This window comes from Arthrobacter sp. Y3221048, assembly GCF_059092685.1.
Map to the genome: position 1 here is coordinate 755,269 of NZ_JBNHHX010000002.1, position 23,711 is coordinate 778,979.

Here is a 23,711-nt window from a genome sequence, read left to right on the forward strand (position 1 = left end):
CTCAGGCGGCCGACCCCTGCGCCACGGTGATCACGACGTAGCCGGTGTCGCTATCAGCGCCGACCCAGCCGCCGTCGTCACGCTGCCAGCGCAGGCCCGCATGGGCAACCGACTCAAGGCCGAGCTCCTTGGCAGAAGCCACCGCCCACTGCGCCACGGCCCAGCCCCGCTCATCGGTTGCGGCCACCCGGACCTCCCGGCCGGCGACGGCCATCTCCAGGCCCGGATGCATGGCCTCCAGTTGCGCCAGGACGACAGCGGGGTCGCCGGCTGCCTCGGCATCCTTGAGCACACAGTTCAGGGCGGCAGGCGAGTGGCCGGTCAGTGCCGAAGCGAAGGCCTTGGCTTCGGGCTCATGGTCCGCGTAGGCCAGCGGATAGGCGCTGCGCTGGACGGTCTGGGCCGCGTCGGTCACCGGCATGGACTCATAGCCCGGGACCTGTTCGAGCACCTCGTAAAACTTGTTTGCCGCGTACACCGGGTCCTGCACCTGTTCCTCGGTGCCCCAGCCCTGGGACGGCCGCTGCTGGAACAGGCCCCGGGAGTCGGGGCCGGCCGTATCGCCGTAGTCGATGTTGCGCAGCTTCGACTCCTGGATGGCCGTCGCGAGGGCGATCGATGCGGCGCGTGCGGGCAGCCCGCGCCCGATGGCAATCCCGGAGATGAGCGCCGCGTTCGCGGCCTGGTCAGGTGCCAGTTCGAAGGTGTCTGAACCAACGACGGCGGTGCACCGCTCCCGGACCAGGGTTTGGGAACGGTCAATGAAGGTGGCGGCGAAGTAGGCGGCACCGCCGACCAGGGCCAACAGGACGATCAGGCTGAGCAGGCTGCGTGTCCTGCGTGCACGGGCTTGCCGGGACATGGCGGTGCCGTCCGGAACTGCTAGTTGGCGTGCAGGACCGCGTTGAGCTCGACGCTCTGGCCCTTGCGCGGCAGGACTTCCACCGCGCCGCTGGTGGAGTTTCGGCGGAACAGGAGATTGGGCATGCCGGAGAGCTCCACGGCCTTGACCTGGCGGTGGTCCCCGGTGGCAACGTCGATCAGGCTCACCCGGGTTCCGGCGGTGACGTACAGGCCGGCCTCGACCACGCAGTCGTCGCCGATGCTGATGCCGACGCCCGAGTTGGCGCCCAGCAGCACGCGCTCGCCGATGCTGATCCGTTCCTTCCCCCCGCCGGAGAGCGTGCCCATGATCGAGGCGCCGCCGCCGACGTCCGAACCGTCCGCCACGATGACGCCCGCGGAAATGCGGCCCTCGACCATGGAAGTGCCCAGCGTGCCGGCATTGAAGTTGACGAAGCCTTCGTGCATCACGGTGGTCCCGGCGGCCAGATGCGCGCCGAGGCGGACGCGGTCGGCATCGGAAATCCGCACGCCGGAGGGGACCACGTAGTCGACCATGCGCGGAAACTTGTCCACGCCGAAGACGGTGACCTGGCCGCGGCGGCGCAGGCGGCGGCGGACCGATTCGAAACCGTCCACGGCGCACGGGCCGAAGTTGGTCCAGACCACGTTGGGCAGCTGCCCGAAAATGCCGTCCATGTTCAGCGAATTGGGTGTGACGAGGCGGTGGGAGAGCAGATGCAGGCGGAGGTAGGCGTCAGCGGTGTCGGCGGGCGCAGCGTCCAGGTCGATGCTGCGTGTGAGTACCTCCAGATGGGTGCCGCGGTCCGCGTCGGCGCCGTCGGCGGCGTCGGCCTCGAGGCCGTCCTCCGCGTCCCGGGCGGCGCGGGCAGGGCCTAAGCCCGGGGCGGGATACCAGACGTCGAGGACGGTGCCGTTGTCGGTGACGGTGGCCAGGCCGGTGCCGTGGGCGGTGCGGGGCGCGGTGTGTGCGGTGGTGCTCGCGGTCATGGATGCAAGTCTACCGAGCGTGCCGGAGGCCCGGTGATGCCGGGAAGGTGAGCAGGCGGACGTCTGGCTAAGCTGGGGGAGTGACTCCCACCATCGCCCTGGACTTGACCGCCGACGTCGCCGACCTGACCGCGGCGCTGATCGACATCAACAGCGTGTCCGGCAACGAAACCGCCCTCGCCGACGCCGTGGAAGCCGCCTTGCGTGCCCTGCCGCACCTGAAGGTGGCGCGTGACGGCGACGCCATAGTGGCCCGCACGCAGCTGGGGCGGCCGGAGCGGGTTATCCTGGCCGGCCACCTGGATACCGTACCGTTGCCGGCCGTGCCCGGCTCCCGCGGTACGGTGCCGTCGGTGTGGGACGGAGACGTGCTGTATGGTCGCGGCGCCACCGACATGAAGGGCGGGGTAGCGGTGCAGTTGGCGCTGGCCGCCGAGCTGACCGCGCCGGGCCGCGACGTCACCTACGTTTTCTACGACCATGAGGAAGTGGACGCGTCGCTGAGCGGACTGGGCCGGCTGGTGCGCAACCACCCGCAGCTGCTGCAGGCCGACTTCGCCATCTTGCTGGAACCGACCGACGGAACCGTGGAAGGCGGCTGCAACGGCACGGCCCGGTTCGAAGCGAGCACGCTCGGCCAGGCGGCGCATTCGGCCCGCGCGTGGCGGGGCGTCAACGCGATCCACGCGGCGGCTGAGATCCTGGTCCGGCTCCGGGACCATGAACCGGCCACTGTCACGGTGGACGGACTGGACTACCGCGAAAGCCTGAACGCGGTGAAGATCAGGGGCGGCACAGCCGGCAACATCATTCCGGACAGCACCACGGTGGAAATCAATTACCGGTTCGCACCGGACAAGACACCCGGGGACGCCGAGCGGTACGTGCGCAACCTGCTGGAGGGCTTCACGGTGGTGTGCACGGATGCCGCGGCCGGGGCGCGGCCCGGCCTGAACCATCCCGCCGCCGCCGAATTCGTTGCCGCCGTGGGGGCGGAGCCGAAGCCCAAGTACGGCTGGACCGACGTGGCGCGGTTCAGCGAGCTGGGGATTCCGGCCGTCAACTTCGGCCCCGGCGACGCGCTGCTGGCCCACACCGACAACGAACACGTGCCGGCGCAGGCCGTCCGCGAGTGCCGGGCGGCGCTGCGCCGCTGGCTGACGACCTGACCGGCAGCGGCAGCCGGCGCGCCGGGCAACAGGGAAGGGGAGGACGCGCAGGCATCCTCCCCTTCCCTGTCGGACGGTCAGCGGCAGCCGGTCACACCTTGACGGCCATCGGCTGCGTGGTCAGCGGCGTGGTCTCGCCAGCGGTCCGGCTGCTCAGGAACTTGGAGAGCCAGTTGGCTACCCAGGACAAGGCGAAGTTGACGACGATGAAGAGGACGGCCGCTATCGTCAGCGACTGCAGGATCGGACCGGCGGAGCCGTAAATCTGCATCGACCGCAGCAACTCGGAGTAGGTGATGATGTAGCCGAGGGCTGAGTCCTTCAAGATCACGACGAATTGGCTGACCAGGGCCGGCAGCATGGCCACCAGGGCCTGCGGCAGTTCGATGCTGCGCAACGACTGGCCACGGCTCATGCCGATCGCCATCCCGGCTTCACGCTGGCCCTTGGGCAGGCCGAACACGCCGGAGCGGACCAGTTCAGCGATCACCGATCCGTTGTACAGCGTCAGGGCCGTCACGACGGCGTAAAACGGGATGTCCGCAGGGGTGCCGATTCTCAGCTGCCCAAACAGGAGCCAGAAGAAAATCATCATCAGCAACACCGGGACAGCCCGTAAGAGTTCGACGATCACTCCGCAGAGCCACCGGAGGGGGCCGTTTGAGGCGAGCCTGCCCACGCCAAAGAGCAATCCGAAGACCACGGACGTGAGGATCGAGACTGCCGCTGCCTTAAAGGTATTGATTAGGCCCGGCAGAATGGTGAACTGCCAGACCTCCCCGGTCAGGAACGGCGTCCACAGTTCGGGTGCCAACTGCCCTTTGTCGTTCAATCCGACGATGACGAAGATCGCCGCGCCGAGGAAGATCAGGATGCCGATGACGTTGGTGACCATGATCCGCGCACGGGCCTTCGGGCCGGGCGCGTCGAAGAGGACGCTCTGCTTGATGTTCATCGTGACACCGCCAGTTTCTTGGAGAGCCAAGTGGTCACCAGGCCGATCGGCAGCACGATGATCACGAAGCCGATGGCGAAGGTCGCGAAAATGGCCATGATGACATCCGGCCGGAACTCGATCATGGTTTTCATCAGCCCGGCGGATTCGGCGACCGACGCCGCCGTTGCCACCGTGGTGTTCTTGGTCAGGGCGATCATGGTGTTGCCCAGCGGTGCCACGGCGCCCCGGAAGGCCTGGGGCAGGATGACCATCCGGGCCGCCGGCAGGAAGCTCAGCCCGATGGCACGGGCGGCCTCGGCCTGTCCCAGGGGCACGGTGTTGACGCCGCTGCGGATGGATTCGCAGACGAAGGCCGCGTGGTAGACGGACAGCCCGACGATGGCCCAGAGGAAGAAGTTGAAGTCGAAATCGCCGGAGAGGTTCAGCTGAAGCTGGAAGACCGCCACCAGAATGCAGAACACCATGATGATGGTCAGCGGCGTGTTCCGGAAGACGTTGACGTACGCCGCGCCGGCCCAACGGAAGCTGGGCACCGGTGAAATGCGCATCAGGGCCAGGACGGTACCCAGCACCAACGAACCCAGGGCGGCCCAAAAAGCGAGCTGAATATTGACCCACAAGGCTCCGACGACGTCGTAGGTCTCCAGCGCCGTCAGGTAGCTCTGGAAGTACTCGGACAAACTGTCCATCCCCTTTCGGTGGGAAGAGGCAGGCCATGTTGTGGGGCGGGAGAGCCCCGCCCCACAACAGATGTTGCTAGGCGCAGGCTTCGCCCGGCTTCGGCGGGTTCAGGTCCTTGTTGTAGGAGTAGTCCACACCCTCGGTGTTCTTCGCGAGGGCTTCTTCCCAGGCACCTTCCTCGACCATCTTGTTGATGGCTGCGTTGATGTCCGCGCACAGCTCGGAGCCCTTCGGCAGGCCGACGCCGTAGTTCTCCTCCGAGAACGGGTTGCCGACCACCTTGTACTTGCCGGCGTTGTTCGGCTGCGCCGCGAGTCCGGCCAGGATGATGTCGTCGGTGGTCACCGCGTCGATCTGCCCGCCCTGCATGGCGGTCACGCACTCGGCGTAGCTGGGCCGCTCGACCAGGTTCACTCCGGCGGCGTGCTCGTCCTTGATGCGCTGGGCGGAGGTGGAGCCGGTCACCGAGCAGAGGTTCTTGCCGTTGAGCGCATCCGGGCCGGTGATTTCGGTGTCATCGGTCCGGACCAGCAGATCCTGGCCCGCCACGAAGTACGGTCCGGCGAAGTCAACCGTCTGCTTGCGCTCGTCGGTGATGGAGTACGTCGCGAAGATCATGTCCACCTGGTTGTTGGCGAGCATGTTTTCGCGGTTGGCCGACGGCGACTCGACGAATTCGATCTGGTCCTCCGAATAGCCCAGCTCGTTGGCCACGTACTTGGCTACATCCACGTCGAAGCCGGTGAACTGGCCGCCGGAGGAAAAGCCCAGGCCCGGCTGATCGTACTTGATGCCGACGCGGATGCCTTCGCCGCCGCCTGTGCCGCCGCCGGCAGTCTCGCCGCCGCCGCCTTCGCCGCCTGTGCCGCCGCCGCCACCGCACGCGGACAGCACGAGCGCGGCTCCGGCTGCCATGGCAGCCATTCCATAACGGGTCTTTCGCATATTCTCTCCTTGCGTTGTCGGCCCTCCGTCAGTGAAGGGCCAGGTGTGAGGGGTCAGTGTTCGAGGATTTTGCCCAGGAAGTCCTTGGCGCGGGTGCTCTTCGGATTGGTGAAGAATTCTTCCGGCGTGGCCTGCTCCACGATCTGGCCGTCAGCCATGAAGAGCACCCGGTCCGCCGCCTTGCGGGCAAAGCCCATCTCGTGCGTGACCACGATCATGGTCATCCCTTCGCTGGCCAACTGCACCATGGTGTCGAGCACTTCGTTGATCATTTCCGGATCCAGTGCCGAGGTGGGCTCGTCGAAGAGCATCACCTTCGGCTTCATCGCCAGTGCCCGCGCAATCGCCACGCGCTGTTGCTGGCCGCCGGAGAGCTGGGCCGGCAGCTTCTGCGACTGGTTGGCGACGCCTACGCGCTCAAGTAGGCTCATGGCCAGTTCCTTGGCCTCGGACGGCTTCATCCCCTTGACCTTGATCGGTCCCAGGGTGACGTTCTCCAGGATCGATTTGTGGGCAAAGAGGTTGAAGGATTGGAACACCATGCCGACGTCGGCCCGCAGCTTGGCCAGAGCCTTGCCCTCGGCCGGCATTCTCTCGCCGTCGATCAGGATCTCGCCGTCGTCGATGGTCTCCAGGCGGTTGATCGCCCGGCAGAGGGTGGACTTGCCGGAACCCGACGGCCCGATCACGACCACCACTTCGCCCTTGGTGACCTCCAGGTTGATGTCCTGCAGCACGTGGAGGGAACCGAAGTGCTTGTTGACGTTCTTCAGGGACACCAGCGGCTGGCCCGCCGGGACGGCGGACGTGGCTCCGGTTGCCGCCGCCGGAGCGGCAGGCGGCGTTTTACTGTGCGATGCGTCACTGGTCATGGAACGAATCTAGCGAAAGATTCCCTTCAAGCAATGCATTCGCGACCGAACCGCCGGAATCGTGATTTAAGAGCAACCTGCGCCCCGCACCGCTTGGACGCCGAATTGCCACTGAAACGGGGGAAACCGCCACGGATGGCCGGCGAATCTGTAGCCTTGGGAAATGACAAACCAGCAAGACATTCCGCTCCCGTCGCAACTTCCGGGCGCACCGAAAACCCGTTTCAAGGGACCAGTGGAGCTGCGGCGCCGCCAGGCGGACATCCCGCAGGCTGACCAGTACCTGCTGGACACCAAGGACCGGGCGGAGTTTACGCACACCGATCCCTGGCGCGTGCTGCGGATCCAGAGCGAATTCGTCGAAGGTTTCGGCACCCTGGCCGACCTCGGCCCGGCGATCAGCGTCTTCGGTTCGGCCCGCACCCGGCAAGGCAGCAAGCACTACGCCATAGCCGAAGAGATCGGGCAGCTGCTGGTCCGGCACAATTTCGCGGTCATCACCGGCGGCGGGCCCGGTTCGATGGAGGCGGCCAACAAGGGGGCCAGCGAGGCCGGCGGCGTGTCGGTCGGGCTGGGCATCGAACTGCCGTTCGAGCAGGGGCTCAACAACTGGGTGGACCTGGGCATCAATTTCCGGTATTTCTTCGCCCGCAAGACCATGTTCGTCAAGTACGCCCAGGGGTTCATCGTGCTCCCCGGCGGGCTGGGCACGCTCGACGAGCTGTTCGAGGCAATGGTGCTGGTCCAGACGAAGAAGGTGACATCCTTCCCGATCGTGCTGGTGGGCACGGCATTCTGGTCGCCGCTGATCGACTGGATCCGCAACACGCTCCTGGCGGAAGCAATGATCGCGGAGACGGATCTCGACCTGGTCAGTGTGGTGGATACCGCCGAGGAAGCAGTCGAGCAGATCATCTCCGGGTTGTCTCCCCGCTCCGGATTTTGACCCGGCGGGACGTCCTCTCTGGCACGATGGTGCTGTGAGCGCATTCCTCGTCTTCCTTGCCATTGCCGTTGCAGGTGCGGCCGCTGTTGCTGCATCCGGGCGGTGGGCCCGGAAGAAGGCAGCCGCTGACAGTGCGGACGGCGGCGGCACCGGCACCGCCTGGGAGCGAGGGCACGTGGCCGCCCTCCAGGGCCTGAGCGAGCACGAGGCACGGCTGCCGGCGGTTCTGCTGCCCGAACACCCCCGCGCCGAAGACCTGGACAGCGTCCGGTTTTCCACCGCCCTGCGGGGCTACCGGATGGACCAGGTGGATGAAGTGCTGGACGTCCTGCGGGCAGAGCTGGGAGCCAAGGAGCGCCTGATCCGGCAACTGAGCCAGGAACAGCCACAGCACGACGGCGGTGCCCACCCGGCTCGGGAAGGATGACGGGGGTGCAGGACCGCCTTCCGCGGACACGGGTGCTTCGGGAGGCCGTGCACGCGGAGCTTTCCTTCTGGCGCCGGCGGATCTCCGGCTGGCCGTGGTGGGTCCAGGTGTCCGCGCTCTACGCCCTTTCCCGGCTGTATTCGCTGCTGGTCTTCCTCGCGGTGGCCCGTCAGCAGGGCCCGAATCCGTGGACCCGCGCGCATCCTGACTATCTGTCCTTCATCGGAATCTGGGACAGCGCCTGGTACCGGCAGGTCTACCTGGAGGGCTATCCCACCGATATTCCGCGCGGCCAGGACGGGCGGGTCGACGAGAACCAGTGGGCGTTCTACGCTCTTTTCCCCGGCATCGTCCGCGTCCTGGCCACGGCCACCGGGCTGGGGTGGCAGTTGCTGGCACCGTTGGTTGCCACCCTCGCAGGCTTTGCCGCCGTGCTGCTCATCTACAAGATTTTCCGCCGCTATGCTCCCCACGGCACCGCGCTGTGGGCCGTGGTCTTCGTGGCGGTCTTTCCGGTCTCGCCGATCCTCCAGGTTCCGTACGCCGAATCGCTGAACCTGGCGCTGCTGGCGGCGGCACTGCTGCTGCTGTTGCAGCGGAAGTACGTGCTGGCGATCCCCGTGGTCGTGCTGATGTGCCTCTCCCGGCCCGTTGGCGTGCCCTTCGCCGCGCTCGCCGGCCTGCACCTGCTGTGGCGGATCAAACAGCGCCGCACCGATCCGCTCCAGACCCCGGAACTCCTCCGCGCAGCCGCGCTGGCGCTGGTCAGCTGTGCCGCGGCCCTCGCCTGGCCGGTGCTGGCCTGGTCCGTCACGGGCGAGATGACCGCGTACACCGAGACGGAAACCGCCTGGCGGGGCGAAGACCTGATCCTGTTCAGGCCCTGGTTCGACATGGGCGTGAACCTGTTCGGGCTGTTGGGCGGAATGATCGCCCCGCTGCTGCTGGTAGCCGCGGCGGCCTGGTTCCTCTGCTGCGCGCCGACCCGGAACATCGGGGCAGACCTGAGGCTGTGGTGCGCCTGCTACCTGGGCTATCTGCTGGCCTTTCTTCATCCGCAGACCAGCACCTTCCGGTTGTTGCTTCCGCTCTTTCCGCTGGCTTTGGCGGCGGCCTTCGTATCGCGCAGCCGGGCCTACCGTGTGTGCCTGGCAGTGATGTTCCTGGCGGGGCAGATTGTCTGGGTCACCTGGCTCTGGTCATGGGCCGAGCTGCCCGGTGGCGGGGACTATCCGCCCTAGCGCCAGCGGGTTGCCGAGGGACCGCGTGTCGCGGAAATTAGCACCCGGTTGTGATGTACGCGATAATGGGTAGTGGTTGGACATGGCGGCCGGGGAACCAAGGCCGCCGATGTGAGGTTGGCGGGCAGGGCGATCACGGATCGGGCTGCCCCATGGCGGAAGGGAATTCCCAGATGGCTGCGATGAAACCGCGTACCGGTGACGGACCGATGGAAGTGACCAAGGAGGGGCGGAGCCTCATCCTGCGGGTGCCCATCGACGGCGGCGGGCGTCTGGTGCTGGAACTCAACGCCGAAGAAGCGGGCAACCTCAAGGACTGCCTGCTCGGCGTCACCAGCGACGTGGCAAGCTAGGAACCGTTTGCTGTGAGCCGCGTTCCCTCCACCGCAGAGGAACAAACCGCCCGTCATCTGGAACAGGCCCTGATTGAACCGCAGATGGCGCGCGTCCTGGCCCTGCCGGCCCTCGGCCGCGGACAGTCGCCGGCCCAAGGTGCCGAGGAAGTCACCGTGCTGGCGGTACCCATCGGCGCAGGCGAGTTCAATGCTGAGCAGGTGACGCCGCAGCCGCGCCAGGGAGCCGCCGAAGCGGCGGCAGACTTTGGCGCCGACGTGGCGGCCCTGGCGGAGGTCCACGGGATCTCCGGCAAGGCAGGCGACGTGCTGGCGGCGCCGGCGCCGCCTCGCTCCGCGCAGCTGCCGGCGCGCCTGGTCTTGATTGGGCTGGGCAGTGGCAGCGCAGCGGAGCTGCGCAAGGCCGGAGCCGCCCTGGCCAAGGCGACGATGGGCACCGACCGGGTGCGCAGCACCGCCGTCGACGGCCTGCCGGACGAGTTGCAGCAGGCTTTCATCGAGGGATTCCTGCTGGGCGGCTACCGGCCGCCGCGCGCGGGCACGTCCGACGGGCCAAAACCGATGGCCGCGGTGCTGGAGCTTACCGGAATCTCGGCAGGGACTGCCGCAACGGCAGCTATCGGCGCCCGGGCCACGTGGTTGGCGCGGGACCTGGCGAACATGCCCTCCAACGTGAAGAGTCCGGAGTGGATGGCAGGCCAGGCCGGGCGCCTCGCCGCGTCCAGCGGCCTGGGTATCCGCACCTGGGACGAGCATCAGCTCGCTGCCGAAGGGTTTGGCGGTCTGCTGGCCGTGGGATCGGCGTCGCCGACTCCGCCCAGGCTGGTGCAGCTGGACTACACGCCCGCACAGGCCGGCGAGGACACCAGGCACATCGTCATCGTCGGCAAGGGCATCACCTTCGACACAGGCGGGCTGTCGCTTAAGCCGCGCGAACCGATGCTGCCGATGAAGACCGACATGGCGGGCGCCGGCGTCGTGCTGGCGGTGCTCGCCGCCGCAGCGGAGCTGCGCGTACCGCACCGTGTCACCGGGCTGCTCGCCTTGGCAGAGAACGCCATCGGCGCCGACGCCTACCGGCCCGGCGACGTGGTGACCGTCCAGGACGGCACCACGGTGGAGATCGGCAACACGGACGCGGAAGGGCGCATGGTGCTCGCGGACGGCCTCTCCTACGCCGCCGCCCGGCTGCAGCCTGACGTCTTGGTGGATATCGCCACCCTCACCGGCGCGGCGTCCATGGGGCTGGGCAGGCAGCATGCGGCGCTGTACGGCAACCGGCCGTCCTTGGTGCGCGCTTTCGAAGCCGCGGGCGAGGCCACCGGGGAGCGGGTCTGGCACATGCCGCTGGACGAGGTGGCGGACGAGTACGGCTTCGCGTTGGAATCCGGCATCGCGGACATCTCGCACATAGCGTCACAGCGTTCGAAGGTCGGCGGAGGATCGATCACCGCGGCGCTGTTCCTGCGCGAATTCGTCGGCACCTTCCCGTGGATCCACCTGGACATCGCCGGAACGGCCCGCGCGGACTCCGACCGGGCCGAGGTCACGAAGGGGGCCACGGGATACGGAGCCCGGCTGCTGCTGTCCTTCCTGCGCTCCTACCGCGGCTAGCGCAGGCGGTCGGACGGCCGGGCTGCCCGCCGGCAGGGCGCAGCGGAACGGTCAGCGTTTGACGGCCAGCAGCAGTCCCTCGCCGGTCGGCAGGATGGTGGAGAGCAACTGCTCGTTTTCCCGGATGGCCCTGCCGACCTTGCGCAGCGTGGTGGTGGATTCTTCGCGGATGGCCGGATCCGAGACCCGGTCATGGTCCAGGGCGTCGTTGACAATCAGCATGCCGCCGCGCTTGAGCAGCCGGACCGCTTGCTCCACGTACAGCGGATACGAGGGCTTGTCCGCGTCGACGAAGACGAGGTCGTAGGCGTTGTCGGTCAGCCGGGGCAGCACGTCGGCCGCCCGGCCGGAGATGGTGCGCGTGCGGTTGCCCGGAATGCCGGCGTCGACGAACGCCTGGCGGGCCGCGCGCAGATGGTCGACATCGGCGTCGATGGTGGTCAGCACCGCGGCCGGGGGGAGCCCGCGCAGGAGGCAGACCCCGGACACGCCGGCGCCGGAACCGATCTCCACCACAGTCTGCGCCTTGGTTCCCGCGGCGAGGACAGTCAAAGCAGCGCCGACCCCGGTGCCGACGGCCGCAACGCCCAGTTCATGGGAACGCTCACGGGCCCGAAGCAAGACGTCATCCTCGGCGGGGAGCCCCTCCGTGTAGGACCAACTCGTCTGCTTGTCGGCACTCATGTATCATCACTTTCTCTTCGGCTGTTCCGGGGAAACGGCGCAGGGCCGCAGTGCCAAGCCTACTGCCACAGTTGACGGGATCGGGCGCGTGCCGCGGCGTCGGGGCAGGCGCCGCCGGCCGGGGAAGACAGCCGGGAGCACTTAGCGGTATTTGTGCAGCCCGTTTACAGAATTCTCCCAGTTTTTTGGGCCAAGATGGGTACCCGGGACGCCGAAATCAGACCGGCAGCACGCCAGCCGCATTCCCGGACGCCCAGGAGGCGGGCGGCAGGCGGGCGGGTCGACGAAGGGGCACAAAGATGACGAAGCTTCAGGACGCCGCGTCGGACGCCGCGGCCGGCAACGATCAGTGGGTTGCTCCGACGTGGGAAGAAGTGGTCCGCAACCACTCCGCCAAGGTCTACCGACTGGCCTTCAGGCTCACGGGCAACCGGTATGACGCCGAAGACCTCACCCAGGAAGTCTTTGTCCGCGTCTTCCGGTCGCTGGATAACTTCAAGCCCGGCACGCTGGACGGCTGGCTTCACCGGATCACCACCAACCTGTTCCTGGACCAGGCCCGGCGCAAAAGCCGCATCCGGTTCGATGGACTGAGCGACGAAGCCGAAGCCAGGCTGCCCGGCAAGGATCCCGGCCCCGAGCGCAGCTTCGAATACAACAACCTGGACATCGATGTCCAGGCCGCCTTGGACGAGCTGCCGCCGGACTTTCGCGCCGCGGTGGTGCTCTGCGACCTCGAGGGGTTGTCCTACGACGAGGTCTCCGCGGCCCTTGGCGTTAAGCTGGGCACCGTCCGCTCGCGCATCCACCGCGGCCGGACCATGCTCCGGGAGAAGCTGGCGCACCGGGATCCCGCCGGCAAACGCGCGCGCCTGAAACTGCCCCGAATCGCCGGAGCCCACTGATCGTTGCCATGCTCCACCCGGAAAGAGAGCTGGCGGAGTATCTGGACGGCGAACTCTCCGATGACCGCCGCCCCGCACTCGAACGCCATCTTCAACGCTGCCGGCGGTGCCGCAAGAGCGTTGACGAGTTCCGCCAGATTCAGGATCGCCTCCGCTCGTTGGACGTGCCGCCCCCTGATGACAACCTGACCGCGCGGTTGCTGCGCTGCAGCCGACCCGGGGCTGCCGAGCCGGACGGGCCCCCGCCCGGCGCCGTGCCCTTCCGGGCCCCGGAAAACCGGCCCGCTGCCGTACCCGGCGCTGCCGCGGTGTCCGGTGCCGCTGCCCTCCCGGCGGCCGGCGGCTCCCGGACGGAGGCGGTGCCCGCGCGCAGGCCGGTCAGGCGGGTGCTGGCCGTCGCCGGCGGCGTGGTGGGCGGCTGCGCCGTGCTGACGTTGTCCGCGGCTTTCGTTTTGGGCGGCGAGACCCCGGAGGCGGACGCCGGCCAAGGCCTTGCCACAGGCACGGCCTGGGTGCCGGTGGCCGCGGATGCAGGCGCCGCCCGTCCGATCGCCATGGACAGCGCGGCACTCGAGGAGCTCCGGCGCAGTGGCTGGACCTGCCCGTTGCTGCCCGGGCTTGGCTACCGCATGCAGAGCGCGGAACAGACGATCGTGGACGGGCAGCCTGCCGTCCGGCTCGAGCTGAGCGACGGCAGCCACCGGGTGGTCGTCACCGAGCAGCGGCGCGGGGACGGGAGCGCGGACGGAACGGCCCGGGTGACGGATTCCGCGCCGCCGGTGAATGCCACCACGGGCCATCCCGTGACCATGGACGGGTTCCGGGAAGTCGCCGGGCTGAACCGGGCGGTGTGGATCCGCGGCGGCGAGGACTGGACCGTGGTGCTCCACTCCGACGAGGTGACGTACACGTTGTGGTCCGACCTTCCGCTGGCCGAGATGCCGGAGACGGTCAGCCACGTGGTGCTGTCGGAGAACTCCCGCCTCAAGCTCCCGGCGCCGTCGCCGGCCGACGATCCGCTCAGCCGCATCATCCGCGGGCTGGGCATGATGGTCAGCCCGCCAAGTGGCTGACCGGCCCGGCGAACGGGTAACCTTCAATCGTGTTTGGAATCAACGGCTCAGAACTGATCATCCTGGCAATCCTTGCCTTGGTGATCCTCGGACCTGAGCGGTTGCCCGAATACGCCGCGCAGCTGGGCAGGTTCGTCAAACAGCTGAAAACCATGGCCGCGGGCGCCAAGGAGCAGCTGCGGGAGGAAGTCGGCGACGACATCGTCGACATGGACTGGCGGAAGCTTGATCCGCGGCAATACGACCCCCGCCGGATCATCAAAGAAGCATTATTGGACGACGACGAGACGCCGCGTCCGGCCCCGGCGGCGCCGGCGGTCGCGGCAGCAGCCGCAACCGCAGCCGGCACGGGCATGTCAACCGGTTCGAGGGCGCCGGCGCGTCCGGCGGCCGGGCCCGCGGCACGGCTTGCCCCGGGCGAGGCGGCGCCGTTCGACACCGAGGCGACCTGACCGCGAAGCGCGGCATCCGTCGTCGCTCGGTGGCGCCCAGCGCGGTGCCCCTGCACGCGCTAGCGGGGAGTGACGCCCAGCGTGCGTCCGGCCAGACCGCGCGGACGCGCTGCCAATTCCGCCGCCATTCGCCGCAGTTCGGCCGCGGCGCCCCCGGATCCGGAGCCGTCTGCCCCGTCCAAGACGATGGGACGGCCGGCGTCGCCGCCGGCGCGCAGCCGGGGTTCCAGCGGGATGCTTCCCAGCAGCGGTACCGGCGTCTCCAGCACGGCGGAGAGCCGCTCGGCGACGGCAGTTCCGCCGCCTGAGCCGAAGACTTCCATCCTGGATCCGTCCGGCAGCGCCAGCCAGGACATGTTCTCGATGACTCCCGCCACCTGTTGCCCGGTCTGCGCGGCAATGGCGCCGGCGCGTTCCGCCACCTCGGCCGCGGCGCCCTGCGGGGTAGTCACCACCAGGATCTGCGAGGACGGGAGCAGCTGCGCGACGGAGATTGCCACGTCCCCGGTGCCCGGAGGCAGATCCAGGAACAGCGCATCCAGATCGCCGAAGTAGACGTCGGTGAGGAACTGCTCCAGGGCCCGGTGCAGCATGGGCCCGCGCCAGGCCACCGGCTGGTTGCCCGACACGAACATGCCGATCGAGATGACCTTCACCCCGTAGGCCACCGGCGGCAGGATCATCTCGTCCACCCGGGTGGGGGCCTGCGTGATGCCCAGCAGCCCGGGAACCGAGAAACCGTAGACATCGGCGTCGATGATGCCCACGCGCAACCCCTGGGCGGCCATGGCGCACGCGAGGTTGACGGTCACGCTGGACTTGCCCACCCCGCCCTTGCCGCTGGCCACGGCGTAGATGCGGGTAAGCGAGGACGGATCGGCGAACGGATTGCCGCGTCCGGCACCGCGCAGCTGTTCCTTGAGATCGTTGCGCTGCTGCGGCGTCATCACGTCCAGCTCCACCGCCACCCCGGAAACGCCCGGGACGGCTGCCAGGGCGTGCTCCACATCGGTCGTGATGGTGCCGCGCAGCGGACAGCCCGAGATGGTGAGCAGCACGCCGACGGTGACCCGTCCGCCGTCGTCAATCCGGACCTCCTTGAGCATGCCCAGCTCCGCGAGGGGACGGCGAAGCTCGGGGTCGATCACCGTTCCCAGCGCGCGCCTTACGGCGGCCGGATCCGGGTGTTGCGACAGGTGTGGATCAGTCATGGATCAGTTCTCCTGGCCGCCGCTTCCAGGCGGCGGCAGCTTGGGCAGCGAGGTCGTGGCATCGGAGGGCCGGCGCCGGCCGCGGCGGCGTTCGTCCCCGGACTCGTCGTCCAGCAGTTCTTCCAGCACCGAGCGCAGCTCGCTGCGGACGAAGTCGCGCGTGGCCACCTCGCGGATGGCGATCCGCAGCGCTGCCAGTTCGCGGGTCAGGTACTCGGTGTCCGCCAGGTTGCGTTCCGCGCGCTGGCGGTCCTGCTGCAGCGAGACCTTGTCCCGGTCGTCCTGGCGGTTCTGCGCCAACAGCAGCAGGGGAGCGGCGTAGGAGGCCTGCAGCGAGAGCATGAGGGTCAACGCAGTGAAGCCCAGCGCGGCGCTGTCGAAGCGCAGGTGTTCGGGTCCGAACGTGTTCCAGGCCAGCCAGAGCAGACAGAAAACCGACATCCACATCAGGAACTGCGGGGTGCCCATGAAGCGGGCGAAGGACTCCGTGGCCTTGCCGAAATAATCCGGGTTGGGCCTCAACCGGACCAGCAGGCGCGTGCGGGTCTCGCGCGGGGTGTCCAGTCCCGCGACCTTGATTTTCCGATCTGCCTTCTCAGCCAAAGCGTCCACCTCCGCTTACGGGGGAGTCGTCCTGCGCCCGCCAGTCGTCGGGCAGCAGATGATCCAACACGTCGTCAACCGTCACGGCGCCGACCAGCCGGCCGGCGCTGTTGACCACCGCCAGGGCATTCAGGTTGTACGTTGCCAGGGTGCGGGCCACCTCGCTGACATCGCTCAGGTCCAGCACCGGTTCCAAGTCCGAATCCACGATATTGCCCAGCGCCTCCGGCGGCGGATAGCGCAGCAGCTGCTGGATATGGACCACGCCCAGGTACTTCCCGGTGGGCGTCTCCAGCGGGGGCCGGCAGACGAAGATGGCCGACGCCAGCGCCGGCGTGAGCTCTTCACGGCGCACATGCGCCAGGGCCTCGGCCACCGTGGCTTCCGGGGGCAGGATCACCGGCACCGGCGTCATCATGGAACCGGCGGTGTTTTCCTCGTACTCCAGCAGCCGCCGGACGTCCTTGGCTTCTTCCGGCTCCATCAGCTGCAGCAGCTCTTCCTTCTGCTCCTCGGGCAGCTCGGCCAGCAGGTCCGCGGCATCGTCCGGATCCATTTCCTCCAGCACGACGGCGGCGCGTTCGGCATCCAGCGACGTCAGGATCTGCACCTGGTCGTCGTCCGGCAGCTCCTGGAGCACATCCGCCAGCCGGTCGTCCTGCAGCTCGCTCGCGACTTCCAGCCGGCGCTTCTGCGTCATTTCGTGCAGCGCCTCGGCGAAGTCGGCGGGTTTGAGGTCCTCGTGGCTGGCCACGAAGGTGGTGGCGGCCTGCGGTTCGTGGCGGGCGCCCTGGTAGGCCTCGTGCCAGTCCACGATCAGTGTCTCGTTGCGGCGCAGGCTGCGCAGCGGCGAGGTGGAATGGCCGCGCCGGACGAAGAGCTGGGACACATACCAGTCGCCGTCGCGGGACTGCTCCATGCCGATGTCCAAAATGGTTGCATCGCCGCTGCCGTCGGCGAGCGTGACGCGGCGGTCGAACATCTCGGCGACCACCAGGGTTTCGGCGCCGCGCTGCTCGAACCGGCGCAGGTTTACCAGCCCGGTGCAGATGACCTGCCCGGCGGTGATCGAGGTGATCCGGGTCATGGGGACGAACACGCGTTTTTTACCGGGGACCTCGACCACCAGGCCGACCACCAGGGGCGGTTTGGCAGGGCCGTAGTCGAGGACGACGACGTCGCGCAGCCGGCCCAGGCGGTCTCCGAGCGGGTCGAAGACGTCCAGGCCGAGCAGCCGGGCTACGAAGACGCGGTTGGTTTTTGTGCTCACCCCTTTAGGCTACGTGCTGGGCCCCGAAATCCGGGATTTGGCGGGCCAGCCGGACCCGCGCAGAGGCGCGCCCGGGCGGCGGCGGAGGGTGCACGAGGGGTTCCCACGTTCACCTGAAGCGATACCCGAACCACTGGTTGCATATATCAGCGACAATGGGGGTATGTCGATGCTTGGCCGTACAGATTCCCGGGACCTCAGCCGTACCCTTCCGCAGGGCGAGTTGATCGGTAACTACCGCTCGTATCTGGATGCCCAGAAGGTGGTGGACTATCTCGCGGACGAGGAATTCCCCGTCCAGCACGTGAGCATCGTGGGCAACGACCTGAAGACCGTCGAGCGGGTCACCGGCAAGCTCAGCTATCCGCGGGTCGCCCTCTCCGGCGCGGCCACCGGCGCGTGGTTCGGACTGTTCGTCGGCTTGCTGCTGATGCTCTTCGGCGGCGGCGAAACCTTTGTGCTGCTGATCTCGTCGATGGCCATGGGCGCGGCCTTCTGGATGCTGTTCGGCATCATTTCCTACGCACTGCAGCGCGGCAAGCGGGACTTCACCTCCACCAACCAGGTCATCGCGACCAGCTACGACGTGGTGGTGTCCACCGAGGTGGCACACGAAGCCCGGCGGCTCGCCGCGCAGTTGCCGATGGCCGGCACCGCGCGCCCCGGCCAGCCGGCAAACCAGGGCCAGGCACCCCTCGGGCAGCAGCCTCCTGCCGGCCAACAGCCGCAGGCCCCGGAACGCCCGGCCCAGTGGGGCGAGGACCCGTACCGCCAGGGCGGCAACGCCCCGGCGCAGCAGCCCCAGCCCGGCCCGGCCCAGCCCGACGCGGCCCAGCCCGGCGTGACCGGCCAGCCCGTGCGCGGACGCTTTCCCGATCTGCCCGACGGCCGCCCGCAGTACGGAATCCGCGTGACTCCCGAGCCCGCCCAGCCCCGGCCGGCCGGCGAGACCGAGCCCGGCGGCAGCCCCCAGGCCGGCGAGACCGAGCCCGGCGGCGGCAGCCACCAGACCAGCGAGACCCAGCCGGGCACCAGCCCCCGGGCCGGCGAGGCCCAGCCTGGCGCCACCCCACGGGCCGGCGAGGGGGACGCAGGCTCCTTCCGCGACGACGACCGCCCCGGCACGTAGCCCGCACGCCACCAGCCTCGCACGCGAATGGGAAGGGATCCGCCGTTGCAGACGGCGGATCCCTTCCCATGTGGCGTTGCTTCGGCGGCTGTCGCCGGAGTCGTTAGTCCCCTCAGGTGCCGTAGATGCCGGCCATCCAGGACTCCACGTCCTCGGGCTTGCGCGGCAGGGCCGCCGACAGGTTCACCGGACCATCGGAAGTCATCAGGATGTCGTCCTCGATCCGCACCCCGATGCCGCGGTATTCGGCCGGGACGGCCAGGTCTTCGTCCTTGAAATAGAGTCCGGGCTCGATCGTGAACACCATGCCCGGGGTGAGCACACCGTCCAGGTACAAATCGCGCTTCGCCTGCGCACAGTCATGAACGTCCAGGCCCAGGTGGTGGCTGGTGCCGTGCGGCATCCAGCGCCGGTGGTGCTGGCCCTCGGGGGAGAGCGCTTCGGCCAGGGGAACCGGCAACAGGCCCCACTCGTCCAGGCGTTCGGCGAGCACGGTGACCGCGGCAGTGTGGACGTCACGGAACTTCACGCCCGGCTGCGCCGCGGCAAAACCGGCGTCGGCAGCATCGAGTACCGCCTGGTAGATTTTGCGCTGGACCTCGGTGAACGTGCCGTTGACCGGCAGCGTACGCGTCACGTCCGCGGTGTACAGCGAGTCGGCTTCCACCCCTGCATCCAACAGCAGCAGGTCTCCGGCCTTTACCTGCCCGTTGTTGCGGATCCAGTGCAGGATGGTCGCGTTGTTGCCGCTGGCGGCGATGGTGTCGTAGCCCAGGTCGTTGCCTTCTTCGCGTGCCCGGGCGAAAAACGCGCCTTCCACCACGCGTTCGCCCCGCTCATGCGTCAGCGCGCGCGGCAGCACCTTGACCACCTCATGGAAGCCGTTGACCGTCGCCTCCACGGCCTTCTTCATCTCCTGGACTTCCCACTCGTCCTTGAGCAGGCGCAGTTCGGACAGCGCTTCGGAGAGCTTGCCGTCGAGCTGGTCGGATTCCTCCAGGTCCACGCCGGTGTTGATCCGGGACGTGTCCACGAGGGCGTCCACGTTCAGGTCGACCTCGCGCAGCAGCCGAATCCGCATCCCGCCCACGTGAACAACCCCTGCGTCCTTGGTGATGGCGACTTCGAGTTCGCCCAGGTCGGCGGTGGGCAGGCCCAGCCGACGGTTCAGTTCCTCCAGGGTGGGCCGGGGACCGATCCAGAACTCGCCGTACCGGGCGTTGGCGTAGAACTCGGCGGAATCCCGGCCGGACATCGGGCGGAAGTAGAGGGTGGCCCGGTGATGGCCGCCGTCGTCACCCGCGCCCGCCTCGGTGGGCTCCATGACCAGCACGGCGTCCGGCTCATGGTCCAGGCCCAGGCCGGTCAGGTGGGCGAACCCCGAATGCGGGCGGAAGCGGTAGTCGGTGTCGTTGGAGCGGACCTTCAACGGGCCGGCCGGAATAACCAGGCGCTCACCGTGGAATTTCTCGGAGAGCGCCCGACGGCGGTGCGCGGCGAAGGGCGCGACGGCTGCCTGCTCCGGGGCGGACGAGCCGGCCGGAGCCCAGTGGCTGCCCATAAACTCCTTGAAGGCATCCGATTCAGGACGCTGGGAACGGTTGTTGACGCGGTCTTCCAGCGGCTGCTCCCCGGCGGGCTGCTGTGAGGCGTCTTCATTTCGGTAAGTACTCACCGTCCCATCGTCTCATCGGCCCAAGGCGCTGCCAACATCCGCGGGCGGCGGGGATCCTGGCGTAAATTGGTCGTGTGAAGATCGACCTGCATGCGCATTCCACCGTTTCCGACGGCACCGAACCTCCCGACGAAGTGGTGCGTGCCGCGGCAGCCGCCGGTCTTGACGTCGTGGCGCTCACCGACCACGACTCGACTGCCGGGTGGGAAGCGGCGCGCACCGCCGCCGTCGAGTCGGGCATCGGTTTCGTGCCGGGCATGGAGGTCACGTGCCGTACCGTGGCGGGGATCAGCGTGCATGTGCTCTCCTATCTGCACGACCCCGCCCACCCCGGCTTGCTGGCCGAAATCAACAAGGCACGGGACGCGCGCATGACCCGGGCCGAGCGCATGGTGGAACTGCTCGCCGAGGACTTCCCGATCACGTGGGCGGAGGTCACGGCCCGCGTCGGCCACGGAGCGACGATCGGCCGGCCGCACATAGCCGACGCCTTGGTGGCAGCCGGAATTGTGTCCGACCGCAGCGAAGCCTTCGCCCGGATCCTGACCGCCCACTCGCGCTACTACGTGTCGCACTACGCCCCCGACCCGGCCACCGCCGTCGCACTGGTGCGCGAGGCCGGGGGAGTGCCGGTCTTTGCCCATCCGGTGGCCAGCAGCCGGGGCCGGGTGGTCGGCGATGCCGTCGTCGAGGAAATGCTCGACGCAGGGCTGGCCGGGGTGGAGATTGATCACCGGGACAACCCGGAAGAGGGCAGGGAAGAGCTGCGCCGGCTGGCCGCCAAGCACGATCTGATCATCACGGGATCCAGCGATTACCACGGTGCGGGCAAGCCGAACCGGCTGGGCGAAAACACCACCGACCCGGCCATGCTGGACCGCATCCTCGCCGCCGGGACGGGTGCCGCGGCGCACCTTCCCGGCCGCATCGTCCGCTGATTGGATACGCCTTTGCTGCGGCGGGCCCCGCTGGTTCAGGTCGCGGGCTGTGCTGCCGCGACCTCGCCGGCGCCGATACTGACCTCGCCGACCGCGGACTCACCGGCCGCGGCCTCGCCGGCCTCAACCACGGCCGCATGGCGGCCCAGGCGTTTGCGCATGACGTCGATGGCCTGCGGATTCTGGTCCACGCACACGAACCGCCGGTCCATGCCGGCGGCCACGGCGCCGAGGGTCCCGGAGCCGGCAAAAAAATCCAGCACCCAGTCGCCCGGCCGGCTGCTCGCGGCAACCATGCGGCGCAGCAGCCCTTCGGGCTTCTGGGTAGGGTAGCCGGTCTTTTCCCGGCCGGTGGGGGAGACGATGGTGTGCCACCAGACGTCGGTCGGGAGCTTGCCGCGTGCGGCCTTCTCCGCCGTCACCAGGCCCGGAGCCATGTACGGCTCGCGGTCTACTTCCGCGTTGTCGAAGTGGTAGGCCTTCGGGTTCTTGACGTAGACCAGGATGTTGTCGTGCTTGGCCGGCCAGCGGTTGCGCGCGCGGGCGCCGTAGTCGTAGGCCCAGATGATCTCGTTCAGGAAGCTCTCGCGGCCGAAGAGCATGTCCAGCAGCACCTTGGCATAGTGCACCTCGCGGTAATCCAGGTGCAGGTAGAGTGTGCCGTCGTCGGCCAGCAGCCGCCAGGCTTCGGAGAGACGGGGCTCCAGGAAGGACCAGTAGTCGTCGAACGCGTCGTCGTAGCTGGCGAGTGTGCCCTTGACCGTCTGGTACGACTTCCCCTTGAACCCGATGCGGTCGCCTTCACCATCGGCACTGCGCACCATGGAGGTCTGCTGCCGGACCTGGACCCGGCCGGTGTTGAACGGCGGGTCCAGGTAGATCAGGGTGAAAGCGCCGTCGGGCAGCGTGGGCAGGAAGTCGGCGTTGTCCGCGTGGACCACCAGCGAGCTGCCGTCGGGCCTCCACGGGATACCGGCCACTATTCCCCGCTGGCGCCGTCGGTGACCTGCTGTGCGGTCCCGGTGACGACCTCGCCGTTCCGGCGGCGGGTGCGTGAACGCTTCCGGCGCGGCTTGTCGGCCGGGGCGACGGCCGTGGTCTCCGCGGGTGCCTCCTCGCCGCTGCGGCGCTGCCGGGGGTTGCCCGCATCGGACCGGCCCTGCGGGCCGCCCTGGCGTGCCCCGCCGCGGCGGACACCGCTGCGGCCGCCGTCCTGCCGCTGGCCGCCGGAGCGGGCAGGGTGCTTGCCGGTCTCGCCCAGGTCTTCGAGCTTCTCGGCGTCGATGCCTGCGAGCTTGCGCTGGCTGCGCGGAAGCCTGCCCTTGGTGCCTTCGGGGATGTTCAGGTCGGTGAACAGGTGCGGGGAGGAGGAGTAGGTCTCTTGCGGTTCCGGTACGTCCAGGCCCAGTGCCTTGTTGATCAGGCCCCAGCGCGGGACGTCATCCCAGTCCACAAAGGTGACGGCGGTGCCCTTGTTGCCGGCACGGCCGGTCCGGCCCACCCGGTGCAGGTATGCCTTCTCGTCTTCGGGGCACTGGAAGTTGATCACGTGCGTGACGTCTTCCACGTCGATGCCGCGGGCGGCGACATCGGTGGCGACCAGCACGTCCACCTTGTTGTTGCGGAACGCGCGCAGCGCCTGTTCACGGGCGCCCTGGCCGAGGTCGCCGTGGATGGCGCCGGCGGCGAATCCGCGGTCGATCAGCTCCTCGGACAGCTTGGCGGCAGTGCGCTTGGTCTTGGTGAAGATGATGGTCCGGCCGCGGCCCTCGGCCTGCAGGATGCGGGCCACGACCTCGTCCTTGTCCAGGTTGTGCGCCCGGTAGACAACCTGGCGGATGTCCTTCTTGGTGATGCCTTCGTCGTCCGGATCGGCGGCGCGGATGTGCGTCGGCTGCGTCATGTACCGCCGGGCCATGGCGATCACCGGCCCGGGCATGGTGGCGGAGAAGAGCATGGTCTGGCGCACGGCCGGGGTGGCGGCCAGCAGGGTCTCGACGTCCGGCAGGAAGCCCAGGTCCAGCATCTCGTCGGCTTCGTCCAGGACCACGATGCGGACGTTCTTCAGGCTCAGGTGCTTCTGGCGGTGCAGGTCGATCAGCCGGCCGGGGGTGCCGACCACGACCTCGACGCCCTTCTGCAGCATCTCGATCTGGGGTTCGTAGGCACGCCCGCCGTAGATGACCGCGACGCGCGCGTTGCGCTGCTTGGAGGCGGTGGTCAGGTCGTTGCCGACCTGCACGGCCAGTTCGCGCGTCGGCACGACGATCAAGGCCTGCGGTGCACCGGGCACCGGAAGCTTGTCGAAGCCGTCGTCGTCCGGGCCCACCACGCGCTGCAGCGCGGGGATGCCGAAGCCCAGGGTCTTGCCCGTACCGGTCTTGGCCTGGCCGATGATGTCGTGGCCGCCGAGGGCCACCGGCAGGGTCATGGCCTGGATCGGGAAGGGGTGGGTGATGCCGGCGTCGAAAAGCGACCGCACGATGTCGGCGCGGACGTTGAGGTCGGCGAAGGTCTGCTTGGGCAGTTCGTGCGGGCGTTCGTCGGAGGCCAGCACGGCCTCGACGACCAGCTCTTCGGCGCTGTTGTCAGCGTGGATGAGCTGTTCGCCAGCCACCTGGATATTTTCAGTGTTCAATTACATACCGTTCATTCAGGCGCCGACGCCGGCGGTGCTCAACGGTCCTGCAGGTGCTGCGGGAGCGGAACAA

General features: G+C 68.4%; 24 protein-coding genes. 11 read left to right on the forward strand and 13 right to left on the reverse strand.

Annotated elements, in window-relative coordinates; genetic code table 11:
* Position 1: 1 nt before the first annotated feature.
* Together AC5RVS_RS08255 and dapD are read right to left on the reverse strand one after the other, a co-directional pair.
* Positions 2–862 carry a hypothetical protein gene (locus AC5RVS_RS08255; protein WP_494107764.1) on the reverse strand — a complete coding sequence of 287 codons (861 nt, stop codon included), beginning with the start codon at positions 860–862 and terminating at the stop codon, positions 2–4.
* Between the two features lie 20 nt (positions 863–882).
* Entirely contained in the window at positions 883–1,854 is a 972-nt protein-coding gene (gene dapD / locus AC5RVS_RS08260) for a 2,3,4,5-tetrahydropyridine-2,6-dicarboxylate N-succinyltransferase (RefSeq protein WP_494107765.1), read from the reverse strand.
* An 80-nt stretch (positions 1,855–1,934) separates the two neighbouring features.
* Here dapD and dapE point away from each other — a divergent pair, with 80 nt between their 5' ends.
* Positions 1,935–3,023 carry a succinyl-diaminopimelate desuccinylase gene (dapE, locus tag AC5RVS_RS08265; protein WP_494107766.1) on the forward strand — a complete coding sequence of 363 codons (1,089 nt, stop codon included), beginning with the start codon at positions 1,935–1,937 and terminating at the stop codon, positions 3,021–3,023.
* 91 nt (positions 3,024–3,114) lie between these two features.
* On the opposite strand, the gene AC5RVS_RS08270 is transcribed toward dapE, so the two are convergent.
* The 4 genes from AC5RVS_RS08270 to AC5RVS_RS08285 all read right to left on the reverse strand — a co-directional run bounded on the left by AC5RVS_RS08270 (position 3,115) and on the right by AC5RVS_RS08285 (position 6,479).
* Complete coding sequence (locus tag AC5RVS_RS08270) at positions 3,115–3,978, reverse strand: amino acid ABC transporter permease (RefSeq protein ID WP_494107767.1); 864 nt, start codon at positions 3,976–3,978, stop codon at positions 3,115–3,117.
* Entirely contained in the window at positions 3,975–4,670 is a 696-nt protein-coding gene (locus AC5RVS_RS08275) for an amino acid ABC transporter permease (protein WP_494107768.1), read from the reverse strand. The genes AC5RVS_RS08270 and AC5RVS_RS08275 overlap by 4 nt, the downstream gene beginning before the upstream one ends.
* A gap of 67 nt (positions 4,671–4,737) precedes the next feature.
* Entirely contained in the window at positions 4,738–5,607 is an 870-nt protein-coding gene (locus tag AC5RVS_RS08280) for a glutamate ABC transporter substrate-binding protein (protein ID WP_494107769.1), read from the reverse strand.
* 53 nt (positions 5,608–5,660) lie between these two features.
* Positions 5,661–6,479 carry an amino acid ABC transporter ATP-binding protein gene (locus AC5RVS_RS08285; RefSeq protein ID WP_494107770.1) on the reverse strand — a complete coding sequence of 273 codons (819 nt, stop codon included), beginning with the start codon at positions 6,477–6,479 and terminating at the stop codon, positions 5,661–5,663.
* 163 nt (positions 6,480–6,642) lie between these two features.
* Between AC5RVS_RS08285 and AC5RVS_RS08290 the strand changes: the two genes are divergently transcribed.
* The 5 genes from AC5RVS_RS08290 (at position 6,643) to AC5RVS_RS08310 (ending at position 11,060) form a co-directional block, all read left to right on the forward strand.
* A complete protein-coding gene (locus AC5RVS_RS08290; RefSeq protein ID WP_493989078.1) occupies positions 6,643–7,425 on the forward strand; it encodes an LOG family protein in 783 nt (260 codons plus the stop codon).
* 34 nt (positions 7,426–7,459) lie between these two features.
* The gene (locus AC5RVS_RS08295) at positions 7,460–7,852 is read left to right on the forward strand and encodes a DivIVA domain-containing protein (RefSeq protein WP_494107771.1); all 393 of its coding nucleotides are present in this window, start codon (positions 7,460–7,462) and stop codon (positions 7,850–7,852) included.
* On the forward strand, positions 7,849–9,093 hold the full coding sequence (locus AC5RVS_RS08300) for a hypothetical protein (protein ID WP_494107772.1): 1,245 nt from the start codon (positions 7,849–7,851) through the stop codon (positions 9,091–9,093). The genes AC5RVS_RS08295 and AC5RVS_RS08300 overlap by 4 nt, the downstream gene beginning before the upstream one ends.
* A gap of 173 nt (positions 9,094–9,266) precedes the next feature.
* Positions 9,267–9,446, forward strand: a complete 180-nt coding sequence (locus tag AC5RVS_RS08305) for a DUF3117 domain-containing protein (protein WP_127511285.1) — start codon at positions 9,267–9,269, stop codon at positions 9,444–9,446.
* Positions 9,447–9,458: 12 nt separating this feature from the next.
* Positions 9,459–11,060 (forward strand): leucyl aminopeptidase family protein, encoded by a 1,602-nt coding sequence (locus AC5RVS_RS08310; RefSeq protein WP_493989081.1) that lies wholly within the window; start codon positions 9,459–9,461, stop codon positions 11,058–11,060.
* 51 nt (positions 11,061–11,111) lie between these two features.
* Here AC5RVS_RS08310 and AC5RVS_RS08315 read toward each other — a convergent pair whose 3' ends face one another.
* On the reverse strand, positions 11,112–11,744 hold the full coding sequence (locus AC5RVS_RS08315) for an O-methyltransferase (RefSeq protein WP_493989082.1): 633 nt from the start codon (positions 11,742–11,744) through the stop codon (positions 11,112–11,114).
* A 299-nt stretch (positions 11,745–12,043) separates the two neighbouring features.
* Between AC5RVS_RS08315 and sigE the strand changes: the two genes are divergently transcribed.
* The 3 genes from sigE to AC5RVS_RS08330 are packed head-to-tail and all read left to right on the forward strand — an operon-like array spanning position 12,044 to position 14,174.
* Positions 12,044–12,649, forward strand: coding sequence for an RNA polymerase sigma factor SigE (gene sigE / locus AC5RVS_RS08320; RefSeq protein ID WP_493989083.1), 606 nt, complete (start codon positions 12,044–12,046; stop codon positions 12,647–12,649).
* Between the two features lie 8 nt (positions 12,650–12,657).
* On the forward strand, positions 12,658–13,722 hold the full coding sequence (locus tag AC5RVS_RS08325) for an anti-sigma factor family protein (RefSeq protein ID WP_494107773.1): 1,065 nt from the start codon (positions 12,658–12,660) through the stop codon (positions 13,720–13,722).
* A gap of 29 nt (positions 13,723–13,751) precedes the next feature.
* A complete protein-coding gene (locus AC5RVS_RS08330; RefSeq protein ID WP_493989085.1) occupies positions 13,752–14,174 on the forward strand; it encodes a twin-arginine translocase TatA/TatE family subunit in 423 nt (140 codons plus the stop codon).
* A 59-nt stretch (positions 14,175–14,233) separates the two neighbouring features.
* Here the strand turns inward: AC5RVS_RS08330 and AC5RVS_RS08335 are convergent, their stop codons facing one another.
* Genes AC5RVS_RS08335 through AC5RVS_RS08345 form a run of 3 tightly spaced genes read right to left on the reverse strand, consistent with a single transcriptional unit; the run spans position 14,234 to position 17,258 of the window.
* Positions 14,234–15,385, reverse strand: a complete 1,152-nt coding sequence (locus AC5RVS_RS08335) for an Mrp/NBP35 family ATP-binding protein (RefSeq protein WP_494107774.1) — start codon at positions 15,383–15,385, stop codon at positions 14,234–14,236.
* Between the two features lie 3 nt (positions 15,386–15,388).
* Positions 15,389–15,997, reverse strand: coding sequence for a DUF1003 domain-containing protein (locus AC5RVS_RS08340; RefSeq protein WP_494107775.1), 609 nt, complete (start codon positions 15,995–15,997; stop codon positions 15,389–15,391).
* Positions 15,981–17,258 (reverse strand): magnesium transporter MgtE N-terminal domain-containing protein, encoded by a 1,278-nt coding sequence (locus AC5RVS_RS08345; RefSeq protein ID WP_493989088.1) that lies wholly within the window; start codon positions 17,256–17,258, stop codon positions 15,981–15,983. Before AC5RVS_RS08345 ends, AC5RVS_RS08340 begins: the two co-directional genes overlap by 17 nt.
* 163 nt (positions 17,259–17,421) lie before the next feature.
* Here AC5RVS_RS08345 and AC5RVS_RS08350 point away from each other — a divergent pair, with 163 nt between their 5' ends.
* Positions 17,422–18,387, forward strand: a complete 966-nt coding sequence (locus tag AC5RVS_RS08350; protein ID WP_494107776.1) for a YflT domain-containing protein — start codon at positions 17,422–17,424, stop codon at positions 18,385–18,387.
* Between the two features lie 112 nt (positions 18,388–18,499).
* On the opposite strand, the gene AC5RVS_RS08355 is transcribed toward AC5RVS_RS08350, so the two are convergent.
* On the reverse strand, positions 18,500–20,062 hold the full coding sequence (locus tag AC5RVS_RS08355; protein ID WP_494107777.1) for an aminopeptidase P family protein: 1,563 nt from the start codon (positions 20,060–20,062) through the stop codon (positions 18,500–18,502).
* A gap of 74 nt (positions 20,063–20,136) precedes the next feature.
* Between AC5RVS_RS08355 and AC5RVS_RS08360 the strand changes: the two genes are divergently transcribed.
* Complete coding sequence (locus AC5RVS_RS08360; protein ID WP_493989091.1) at positions 20,137–21,000, forward strand: PHP domain-containing protein; 864 nt, start codon at positions 20,137–20,139, stop codon at positions 20,998–21,000.
* Positions 21,001–21,035: 35 nt separating this feature from the next.
* On the opposite strand, the gene AC5RVS_RS08365 is transcribed toward AC5RVS_RS08360, so the two are convergent.
* On the reverse strand, positions 21,036–21,980 hold the full coding sequence (locus AC5RVS_RS08365) for a DNA-methyltransferase (RefSeq protein ID WP_494107778.1): 945 nt from the start codon (positions 21,978–21,980) through the stop codon (positions 21,036–21,038).
* Positions 21,980–23,599: a DEAD/DEAH box helicase gene (locus tag AC5RVS_RS08370; protein WP_494107878.1), complete on the reverse strand. Its 1,620-nt coding sequence runs from the start codon at positions 23,597–23,599 to the stop codon at positions 21,980–21,982. Before AC5RVS_RS08370 ends, AC5RVS_RS08365 begins: the two co-directional genes overlap by 1 nt.
* Positions 23,600–23,711 lie beyond the last annotated feature (112 nt).